This window comes from Pseudomonas peli (genome assembly GCF_050563605.1).
In the GTDB taxonomy this organism is placed as follows: Bacteria; Pseudomonadota; Gammaproteobacteria; order Pseudomonadales; family Pseudomonadaceae; genus Aquipseudomonas; species Aquipseudomonas peli_A.
In genome coordinates this window covers 116,585-126,043 of record NZ_JBNXUH010000012.1, presented here as the reverse complement: position 1 = coordinate 126,043, position 9,459 = coordinate 116,585, and the positions used below count along the sequence as shown (strand labels likewise).

The 9,459-nt window shown below is 61.6% G+C and carries 8 protein-coding genes and 1 pseudogene; 8 read left to right on the top strand and 1 reads right to left on the bottom strand.

Annotated features, from left to right (window positions below; genetic code table 11):
* The first annotated feature begins 8 nt into the window (after positions 1 to 8).
* The 8 genes and pseudogenes from ACQ4LH_RS15845 to ACQ4LH_RS15810 all read left to right on the top strand — a co-directional run bounded on the left by ACQ4LH_RS15845 (position 9) and on the right by ACQ4LH_RS15810 (position 7,513).
* Positions 9 to 838 (top strand): annotated as a pseudogene (locus tag ACQ4LH_RS15845) (substrate-binding periplasmic protein).
* 9 nt (positions 839 to 847) lie between these two features.
* Positions 848 to 1,204, top strand: a complete 357-nt coding sequence (locus ACQ4LH_RS15840) for a DUF4398 domain-containing protein (protein ID WP_430698023.1) — start codon at positions 848 to 850, stop codon at positions 1,202 to 1,204.
* Entirely contained in the window at positions 1,201 to 2,013 is an 813-nt protein-coding gene (locus ACQ4LH_RS15835) for an OmpA family protein (RefSeq protein ID WP_430698022.1), read from the top strand. Before ACQ4LH_RS15840 ends, ACQ4LH_RS15835 begins: the two co-directional genes overlap by 4 nt.
* A gap of 233 nt (positions 2,014 to 2,246) precedes the next feature.
* Positions 2,247 to 3,686, top strand: a complete 1,440-nt coding sequence (locus tag ACQ4LH_RS15830) for a PLP-dependent aminotransferase family protein (protein ID WP_160084889.1) — start codon at positions 2,247 to 2,249, stop codon at positions 3,684 to 3,686.
* Between the two features lie 78 nt (positions 3,687 to 3,764).
* Entirely contained in the window at positions 3,765 to 5,525 is a 1,761-nt protein-coding gene (locus ACQ4LH_RS15825; RefSeq protein ID WP_430698021.1) for a vWA domain-containing protein, read from the top strand.
* Positions 5,522 to 6,103 carry an RNA polymerase sigma factor gene (locus tag ACQ4LH_RS15820; RefSeq protein ID WP_430698020.1) on the top strand — a complete coding sequence of 194 codons (582 nt, stop codon included), beginning with the start codon at positions 5,522 to 5,524 and terminating at the stop codon, positions 6,101 to 6,103. Before ACQ4LH_RS15825 ends, ACQ4LH_RS15820 begins: the two co-directional genes overlap by 4 nt.
* Positions 6,100 to 6,864: a hypothetical protein gene (locus tag ACQ4LH_RS15815; RefSeq protein ID WP_430698019.1), complete on the top strand. Its 765-nt coding sequence runs from the start codon at positions 6,100 to 6,102 to the stop codon at positions 6,862 to 6,864. Before ACQ4LH_RS15820 ends, ACQ4LH_RS15815 begins: the two co-directional genes overlap by 4 nt.
* A gap of 151 nt (positions 6,865 to 7,015) precedes the next feature.
* Positions 7,016 to 7,513: a hypothetical protein gene (locus ACQ4LH_RS15810; RefSeq protein ID WP_430698018.1), complete on the top strand. Its 498-nt coding sequence runs from the start codon at positions 7,016 to 7,018 to the stop codon at positions 7,511 to 7,513.
* Between the two features lie 33 nt (positions 7,514 to 7,546).
* On the opposite strand, the gene ACQ4LH_RS15805 is transcribed toward ACQ4LH_RS15810, so the two are convergent.
* Positions 7,547 to 9,373 carry a long-chain-acyl-CoA synthetase gene (locus tag ACQ4LH_RS15805; protein ID WP_430698017.1) on the bottom strand — a complete coding sequence of 609 codons (1,827 nt, stop codon included), beginning with the start codon at positions 9,371 to 9,373 and terminating at the stop codon, positions 7,547 to 7,549.
* Between the last annotated feature and the right edge of the window lie 86 nt (positions 9,374 to 9,459).

Genomic DNA, 9,459 nt, shown 5'->3' with positions numbered 1-9,459 from the left:
AGTCGCCATTGCTTGGGCGTGTTTTATATAGGTCTTTTCTCCTGTTGTCCGCRGCGCTGCKGATGCCGGTTTTRGCCGTTGCCGCAGGMAAGGTGCGAVCGCYKGGGGGCGMCGGGTAATCCSGGAGTACCCGCCATATCTCTGGCGTGACCCGCAGAATCCTCAACAGCTGATCGGCGCCAATGCCGACCTGCTGCAGCACCTGGCCAAAGAGCTGGGCGTGGTGGTGGACATCATCTATACCGGGCCCTGGTCACGGGCACAGGATGAAGTCAGGACCGGCCGCGTTGACCTGATTGCTGGTGCCTTCCTGACCCTGCCGCGCCTAGAAGTCATGGATTACGTGCATCCGGCGTTTTTCTTCACCCCAAGTGTGGTGTGGGTGCATCGCGGTGCCGAGTTCCCCTATGCCGGCTGGGATGATTTGCGCAATCGCACCGGCGATACCTTGGTTAACAACAGTTTTGGCCAAACATTTGATGCCTACGCCAAGAGCAATCTGACTCTGGAAGGCGTTGCCAGCCTGACCCAGGCGTTCCAGAAGCTCTTGCTCGGGCGTACCGACTATGTGCTTTACGAGCGTTATCCGGGGCAGGCTCTGGCCGATAGCCTGGGTATGCAGGACGACCTGCTGGTGCTAGATCCACCGATCTCCAGCGAAGGCCTGTACCTGACGTTGTCGCATAACTCGGCCTGCAACGATGCGTGGCTGCGCGGCATGCTGGCGAAGAAAATGAACGAGGCAGTCGCCAGCGGTTTGCCGGACGTCTTGCTGCAGCGCAATCTGCAGCGCTGGAAAGATCAACAGCTCACACCCACCGGTGATGCTGAACAGTAGGGAAATTCTGTGATTTATCGACGTATCTGTGCGGCCTTGCTGCCGCTCATGCTCAGCGCCTGTGCATCCGACCCCGCGCCCAATGAGCAGCTGCGCTTGACCGAACAGGCGCTCAGCCAGGCCAAGGCGCTGGGTATTTCTGCCGAGCAATCGGCCTCGCTGCGCCTGGCCGAGGAAAAACTCGCTTTAGCGCAAACGGCCATGCAGGACGAGGACTACAAGCAGGCGCGGGTGTATGCCGAACAGGCCGAGCTGGATGCACGGCTGGCCGAAGCCGAGCACTTGACCGAAAAAAGTCAGCAGCAACTGGCCGAGCTGAGCAATGCCATCAACCGCTTGCGCAAACAGCTGGGAGGCTTGCAATGAAGCATGCTCAGCTCAGCCTGTTGGCGATTTTCGCGGCTGTATTGTTGACCGGCTGCGCTTCATCGCACAGCTCCAGCGACCAGGCGCTGCAGGGAGCGCACGCCGCCTTCCAGCAGGTCAAGGAAGATGGCGATGTGCTGCGTAGCGCGCCCAAAGACCTGATTCGTGCTGGCGAATCGCTGGCCAAGGCTGATCGCCTGTCGAGCTACTGGGGCAGCGCCGCTGATGTCAGCCACTATGCCTATCTCAGCCAGCAGTACAGTGCGATTGCCGGGCAGAAGAGCACGCTCAATCTGAACCAGGAGCGCGCGGTCAAACTTGAGCTGGAGCGCCAGCGCCTGCAGTTGGCTCTACGTGAGGCCAAGTTGCTCAGCGTGCAGGATCAGAGCAGCTGGCTTGAGGAGCAGATGGTCAGTCTGGCCACCAGCCAGAGTGAACGCGGCCTGGTGATGACCCTGGGCGATGTGTTGTTCGATGCCGGCCACAGCGACCTCAAGGCTTCAGCCAATCGCACGGTGCTGAAATTGGTGCAGTTCCTTCAGCTCAACCCACGGCGCATCGTGCGCATTGAGGGCTATACCGACAGCCGTGGCGATGCCCAGGAAAACCTCGAACTGTCCCGCGCCCGTGCCCAGGCGGTTGCCGATGTACTGGTCGATTTGGGCATCGATGGCAAACGCATCGAAGTGCAGGGCCATGGCGAGAGCTTCCCGGTAACCGAAAATGCCTCGGCTAAAGGCCGGGCGCAGAATCGTCGGGTAGAGATCGTATTCTCCGATGAGCAAGGTAACCTCGGCTCGTCGCGTTAAATCTGGCGCCGTTAAAAAGCCCCGTTTTGCCGGGGCTTTTTATTGCCTGTCATTCAGATCGGCGCAGCCTGCGGGTAGCCGCTAGACATCTCCGCACAGTCCATACACCTGTTAATTGAACCGCTACAGTCCTGGCGGGCTGGCACTGTATCGCCCACAATTCAGTGAGCTGTACCGGTGCAATTGTAAATGCCCGGTTTACTGTTACGGTTCAGTCAAGCAGGAACGCGGTCATGACCAATCTGTTGCTTTATCAGCGTATTGCCCAGCAACTGGCGGAAGACATCCGCCGCGGCGTTTACCAGCCCGGTGAGCGTGTGCCTTCGGTGCGCAAGATGAGTGCGCAGCTCAGCGTCAGTCACGCCACTGTTCTGCAGGCTTACGCCAATCTGGAAGATCAGGGCCTGATTCGCGCACGCCCGCAGTCAGGCTTCTATGTCCACCAGACTCCAGCCCTGACCGCGCCCACACCCGATATTGCCCGCGTAGAGCGCCCTGGCCTGGTGACGCGCAGCAGCATCATCAATCAGGTGCTCACCGAGTCGCGTCGTGAGGGTGTGTTCCCCCTCGGCGCAGCGGTGCCGCATGTGGATTACCTGCCGGTGCGCGCGTTGCATCAGCAACTGGCCAAGGTCACCCGTTTTCACAGTGCGCGGGCCTTCAGCTATATGTTCAGCCCGGGCTTTGAGCCGCTGCGGCGCCAGGTGGCGATCCGCATGCGTGATGCCGGCGTGGTGGTCGACCCGACTGAGGTAGTGATCACCCACGGCTGCGTGGATGCCCTGCAGATGAGCCTGCGCGTGCTGACCAAGCCGGGTGATCTGATTGCCGCCGAGTCGCCGACCTATTACGGTCTGCTGCAACTGGCTGACCTGCTCGGCCTGAAAGTTATCGAGATTCCCAGCGACCCGACCACCGGTATCAGCCTGGAAGCCCTGCAACTGGCTGCCAACCAGTGGCCGATCAAGGCGCTGGTGCTGACCGCGCGGCTGAGCAACCCGCTGGGCGGCACCATTCCTGAAGAGCGTCAGCGCCAGTTACTGCGTCTGGCCGGTGATTACGATATTCAGATCATCGAAGACGATATCTACGGCGAACTGATGTTCGAGCAGGGCCCGACCAAGGCGCTTAAATCCCATGATCGCGAAGGGCGGGTGGTGTATTGCTCGAGCTTCTCCAAGACCCTCTCACCCGGTGTGCGTATCGGCTGGATTGTTGCCGGCAAGTACCAGGATGAAATCCAGCGCCTACAGACCTTCAGCACCCACTCGGCGTGCAGCGTGACGCAGATGGCGGTAGCGGCCTATCTGGAGAATGGCGGCTACGACCGCCACCTGCGCTTTATCCGCCAGGAGTACCGCAAGAACCTCAGCGCCTTCCAGCTGGCGGTGCAGCAGTATTTTCCCGAAGGCACGCAGATGAGCCGGCCCAAGGGCGGCTTTATTCTCTGGGTCAGCCTGCCGGCGCGGGTTAATACCAAGGACCTGCACGTACGCGCCCTGCAGCAGGGCATCAGCATTGCGCCGGGGTTGATCTTCAGTAATACCGAGCAGTTCAACCACTGCATCCGCCTCAACTGCGGCATTCCGTGGAACCGTGAAGCCGAGCGCGCCTTGATGACTTTGGGCATGCTGGCCGGGCAGCTGTGTCAGGAAGGCGCTGCGAGTTTTTAACAGCGGCTTAACCCGATGTAGCCAAGGGCTGCGTCTACCTGAGCGAATGGTTTATTCGATCGCTCAGGAGATGCCCCCATGTCTGCTTACCCCGTATTGCTTACCCGTCCTCTGCTTGCCGGTTTTGCCGCAGGCGTATTGATCAGCCTTGGTGCGTGCAGCGCCGCCAATCCCGAGGCTCCGGCTACCGAGGCTGGCAGCCCGCAGCTGAGCGATCAGGCCCATAAGCGTGAACGTGCCGAATTGCATGAACAGCTGGCCGTTGCACCCGCTGAACTGCAACGCAAAAGCCAGGTGGCGGGCGGCGCCGTGATGCCCAGCGTGGCCTATGCGCCGATGCCGATGTCTGTGCAGGCCGATGCCTTGCCGCCTGCATACATGGGGAAGAGCCGCGACGAGAACCGCGAGCAGTATCAGAAACTCGCTGACAACCCGGTGCATGCCGTGGTCGAGACCCCGGTGTCGACCTTTAGCATCGATGTCGACACCGGCAGCTATGCCAATGTGCGGCGTTTCCTCAATGGTGGGCAGTTGCCGCCGCAGGATGCGGTACGCCTGGAGGAGCTGGTCAATTACTTCCCCTACGCCTATCCGCTGCCCAAGGGCGATGTGCCGTTTGGCGTGCACACTGAGCTCGCGGCAACGCCGTGGAACCCGGAAAGCCGCCTGCTGCGTATCGCCATCAAGGCATCGGACCTGCGCGTAGACGAGCTGCCGCCAGCCAACCTAGTGTTTCTGGTGGATGTCTCCGGCTCGATGGATCGCCGCGATGGCCTGCCCATGGTGCAAAGCACTTTGAAGCTGCTGGTCGAGCAGTTACGTGCTCAGGACAAGGTATCGCTGGTGGTCTATGCCGGCTCATCCAGCGTGGTGCTGGAGCCGACTGCCGGCAGCGATAAAGCCAAGATCCGCGCGGCTATCGACCAGCTTACGGCGGGCGGTTCTACGGCTGGCGAGTCGGGCATTCAGCTGGCCTACCAACAGGCGCAGCAGGGTTTTATCGACGGCGGCATCAATCGCATCCTGCTGGCCACCGATGGTGACTTCAATGTCGGTATCAGTGATTTCGAAACTCTCAAGCAACTGGCCGCCGACAAGCGCAAGACCGGCGTATCCCTGACCACCCTGGGCTTTGGCACCGATAATTACAACGAGCAGTTGATGGAGCAGCTGGCCGATGCTGGCGATGGCAATTACGCCTATATCGACAACCTGCGCGAGGCGCGCAAGGTGCTGGTCGATCAGCTCAGCTCGACCCTGGCAACGGTTGCCAGTGATGTGAAGATCCAGGTCGAGTTCAATCCGGCCGAGGTCAGCGAGTACCGCCTGCTGGGCTACGAGAACCGCGCGTTGAAGCGTGAGGACTTCAGCAACGACAAGGTTGATGCCGGCGAAATCGGCGCCGGCCACACGGTAACTGCGTTGTATGAGGTGGTGCCTGTGGGCGGCAAGGGCTGGCTGGAGCCGCTGCGTTATCAGCAAGCGGCCAAGGCGGGCAGCGCGGCGGGCGAACTGGCCTGGCTGCGCATTCGCTACAAGGCGCCAGGGCAGGACATCAGCAAGCTGCTGGAGCAACCGATTCAGGCCGCCGATACGCGTGCTATCAGCCAGGCTAGCGAAGACCTGCGCTTTGCCGCCGCTGTGGCCGCCTTCGCCCAGCAGCTTAAAGGCGATACCTACACCGGGCGCTTCAGTCTGGCCGACAGCGTCGAGCTGGCGCGCAATGCCAAGGGCGATGACCGCTTCGGTCTGCGTGGCGAGTTCGTACAGCTGGTGGAACTGGCGCAGAGTCTGCAAACTGCGACGAACCGTTCAACTACCGCACGAGTACAGCAGTGAATCGACCCCTCACGGATGACGACGCCACCTTGTTGCGGCGTTACCGCCGCGGTGACGCGGCGGCTTTCGCCGAGTTGTACCAGCGCCACCGGCTCGGCCTGTTTCGTTTTCTGCTCGGCCTGTGTGGCGACCACGCCCTGGCCGAGGAGGTGTTTCAGGACACCTGGATGAGCCTGATCCGCAGCCAGAGCGAACAGCGCGATAGCGTGCTGTTCAAAACCTGGCTGTACCAGATCGGTCGCAACCGGCTGATCGACACCTGGCGCAAGCATGGTCGGCACCAGGCGGGGCATGCTGAGTACGATGAACAGCAGCATGCCCCGCACGACCCGCAGCCGGGGCCTGAGCAACAGCTCAGCCTGAGCCGCGATCAGCAGCGTTTAGAGGCCGCCCTGGCGGATTTGCCGGCGGAGCAGCGCGAAGTGTTTCTGCTGCGCGCCCATGGCGACATGGAGCTGGCCGAGATCGCCGAACTGACCCAGATACCTGCCGAGACGGTAAAGAGCCGTTTGCGCTATGCCCTGCAGAAGTTACGTCGGCTGCTGGCTGACCCGGCCGCCGAGGAGTTGTCCGTATGAACCACGATCAACATAGGCTCGATGAGCAGGAACGGCAGATGCTGGAGCATTTCCGCCAGCACAGCGGCGGTGAGCCCAGTGCGCAGCTGGATGCGCAGATTCTCGCGGCGGCCAGTGCCGCAGCGCGCAGCGCGGCCACAGCCGAAGCCAAGCCTGGCCTGAGCGCACGCCTGCACAACTGGCTGTTCGGCGCTGGCGGCCGGCAACGCTGGTCGGTGGCATTGGCTGGGGTTGCGTGCCTGGGGATTGGCGTGAGCCTGACCTGGCGTACCTTCGAGCAGGCTCCAGATGCCTTCGATGCCGTGCCCAGCGGCGCGCCTATGGCGCCGGCTGCGGCGAGGATGGCCCCGCAGTCTGCACCGCTGGCAGAATCCGCTGTGGTTGCTGATGAGGCAGAACGCTCACGTACGGCGCAGCCTGCACCGGTGATCCAGGGCTACAGTGCTGATGCCGCCAAGGCCGAGAAGAAGCTTTCGGCCGGTGCCTCCAATCAGCTGTTGCGTGAAGAGCCCGCGGCCGATGCGTTGCATGATCAACTGCCACAAACCGCGCGGGCGCCTGCTGTATCAGCCCCCGAAAAAGCGGCAGACGCTGCAGGCAGTCAGGCTGAACAGCAACTGCGCAGCGAGTTGCAACGCTTACTCAAATTGCGCCGTGATGGTTGGACGGACGAGGCCGACGCCTTGCTGTTACAGCTGATGCGCGAGCATCCAGAGTTGGATATCGATGCGCAGTTGCAGCAACTGCAATCGGCTGAATAAGGCTGGGTAGGTAAGTCGCTGGCGGCCATCGACACTGATGGCCGTCGGCTGATTCTTAGCGCGCTGTTACCTGCCGTACGTATTGCGCGCTTGCCAGTGTGGGGGGGAGGGGCCAGCATAGCGACTTGTGTCACTGCCTTTGTACCTGCCCATGTTGCCTATTCGAAGCCTCGCGCTGCTGCTGACAATGCTGTCACTGGTGGCCTGCGAGCAAAGCACCAACCCTCCTGCAAAGCCCAAGGTTGAAACCGCCAAGGCGCAACCAGCGCAAACTGTGGTTACCAGTAAAGTGGCCAAGGCCGAGCCGGCCCCCGTCGTGAACAAGCCTGCGCAGCCCAAGGCTGCCGAAGCCAAACCTGCGGCAGCGGCTCCAACCAAGCCCAAACCTGCTGTGGTTGCAAGCAAACCCGAGCCCGCTGAGCCGAAAGCGCCGCTGGATCTGAGCCTGCATACCAATGTGTTTGATCCCCTGCAGCCGGTGGCACCGCTCAGCGATCTGTCGATCCCGTTACTGCCGCCTATGTTTGGAGACAAGGATAAGACAGAGGAACCCTTTCAACTCAATGGCAAGCTGATTACCAACGAGCGTGATGACGACTACTGGCAATCGGTGGAAGGCGCGCAATTGCAGTTTGAGTTCAAGCGCTAGCAGACGGCTTTATAAACCGCCTGCTGACGGCAATCAGAAGCGATAGGCCTGCTCGCCAATGGCGGCGAACAGGCTGGGATCCAGCGGGGTAAAGCGCTGCTCGCCCGGCAGGCGCACCCACAAGGGCTCCTGCACCGCCGCCGGGTTGTAGGCGGCCTGTTTGAGGTCGGTTTTCTTGTATTTGAAGGTACCAGTGGTTTCCACCTCGCCCAGCAGGCGGATAAACAGCGGCGCGGCATACACCGGTAATTCTGCATCCAGGTGCGCGGCAAGGGCGGCGCTGTCCAGTTGCTGGCCTTCACTCAGACGCAGCGCAGCCATGCCACAGCGGCCGTTGGTGCCGGGGATTTCCACGCCATACACCACCGCATCCTCGACGCCGGGGAAGGCTCCTAGGACGTTCTCTACCTCTGTGGTGGAGACGTTTTCGCCTTTCCAGCGGAAGGTGTCGCCGAGGCGATCAACAAACTGCGCGTGCTTGCAGCCGATATCGCGCATCAGGTCGCCGGTGTTGAACCAGGCATCACCCTTCTTGAACACGTTGCGCAGGATCGCCGCTTCGCTCTTGGCCGGGTCGGTGTAGCCGTCGAATGGCCACTTGGCACTGATCTCGCTGATCAGCAAACCCGGCTCGCCCTTGTCGGCTTTCTGCAGAAAGCCCTTGGCGGTGCGCATCGCGCAATCGTTCTCCAGGTCGTAGCGCACGATGGCGTAGGTGGCGGGGGAGAAGCCCACGGTATTGTCGAAGTTGAACACGTTGGTAAAGCCAATATTGCCTTCGCTGGAGGCATAGAACTCGGTGATCTGCTCAACCCCGAAGCGCGCTTTGAACTCGGCCCAGATCGAGGGCCGCAGGCCGTTGCCGATCATGCAGCGCAGGCTGTTGTGCTTCTCCGCAGCGCACTCGGGCTGGTTAAGCAGGTAGCGGCACAGCTCGCCGATGTAGCCGAAGCAGGTGGCCTGATAGCGCTGCACATCCGGCCAGAAGGCGCTGGCGGAGAACTTGCGCCGTAGGGCAATGGCCGCGCCACCGGCGATGGCTGCACTCCAGCACACGGTGACCGCGTTGTTGTGGTAGCAGGGCAGGGTCAGGTAGAGCACGTCCTGATTGCTCAGGGTCAGGCCGGAATGGCCGAAGCCTCCGTAGGCCTTGATCCACTTGCCGTGGCTCATGATCGAGGCCTTGGGCAGGCCGGTGGTGCCGGAGGTGTAAATCAGGAAACAAGGGTCCTTCATCTGCACCTTGGCGCTGTCGGGCAGGTTATCGCTGGCCTGACTGCGCGCCAGTTGCATCAGATTGGTCCAGCCGTTGGGGGCCTGGCCTGCATCGTTGAGACAGTCCTGATCGGCCACCCAGTAACGTGGCGTCTGCGGGTTATCGAGCTGTTCGGTGATCTCAGCGAAGGCCGCCAGCAATTCATCGCCGATCAGCATAAAACCCGGTTTCACCAGATTGAGGCTGTGGGCCAGCACCTTGCCGCGCTGGGTGGTGTTGACCAGTGCGCCGACCGCGCCGAGTTTGCTGAGGGCGGCGAGAATCGCCAGCAGTTCCAGGCGATTTTCCTGCATTACCGCTACCACGCTGCCATGGCGCACGCCTTCAGCCTTGAAGGCCCAGGCCAGGCGATTGGCCCAGGCATTGAACTGCGCATAGCTAAGGCTGCGCGACTCATCCAGCAGCGCCGGACGGTCGGGATGCTGCTGCACAGTGCGCTCCAGCGCCCAGGCCAGCGAAAGGTGCTTCTCGCGATTGCGAATGCCGGCGTAATACAGGCCGCGCAACATACGCGGCACACGCGGCAGATGCTGGGGGATACGGGCAAGGAAACGCAGCGGGGAAATCAGATCGGTCTGGCTCATGGCTCTCGCGCTTATGGTTGTTATGCGGGGGCGAAGCCCAACTCTAGCCGCGCGTATGCACGCCTGCCATGGCTCTGGCGCAAGCC

What these genes read in the sequence shown, in the direction of transcription:
- ACQ4LH_RS15835 (WP_430698022.1), top strand. Translation starts at nt 1,201, where the DNA reads ATGAAGCATGCTCAGCTCAGCCTGTTGGCGATTTTCGCGGCTGTATTG.
- ACQ4LH_RS15830 (WP_160084889.1), top strand. Translation starts at nt 2,247, where the DNA reads ATGACCAATCTGTTGCTTTATCAGCGTATTGCCCAGCAACTGGCGGAA.
- ACQ4LH_RS15825 (WP_430698021.1), top strand. Translation starts at nt 3,765, where the DNA reads ATGTCTGCTTACCCCGTATTGCTTACCCGTCCTCTGCTTGCCGGTTTT.
- ACQ4LH_RS15815 (WP_430698019.1), top strand. Translation starts at nt 6,100, where the DNA reads ATGAACCACGATCAACATAGGCTCGATGAGCAGGAACGGCAGATGCTG.
- ACQ4LH_RS15810 (WP_430698018.1), top strand. Translation starts at nt 7,016, where the DNA reads ATGTTGCCTATTCGAAGCCTCGCGCTGCTGCTGACAATGCTGTCACTG.
- ACQ4LH_RS15805 (WP_430698017.1), bottom strand. Translation starts at nt 9,373, where the DNA reads ATGAGCCAGACCGATCTGATTTCCCCGCTGCGTTTCCTTGCCCGTATC.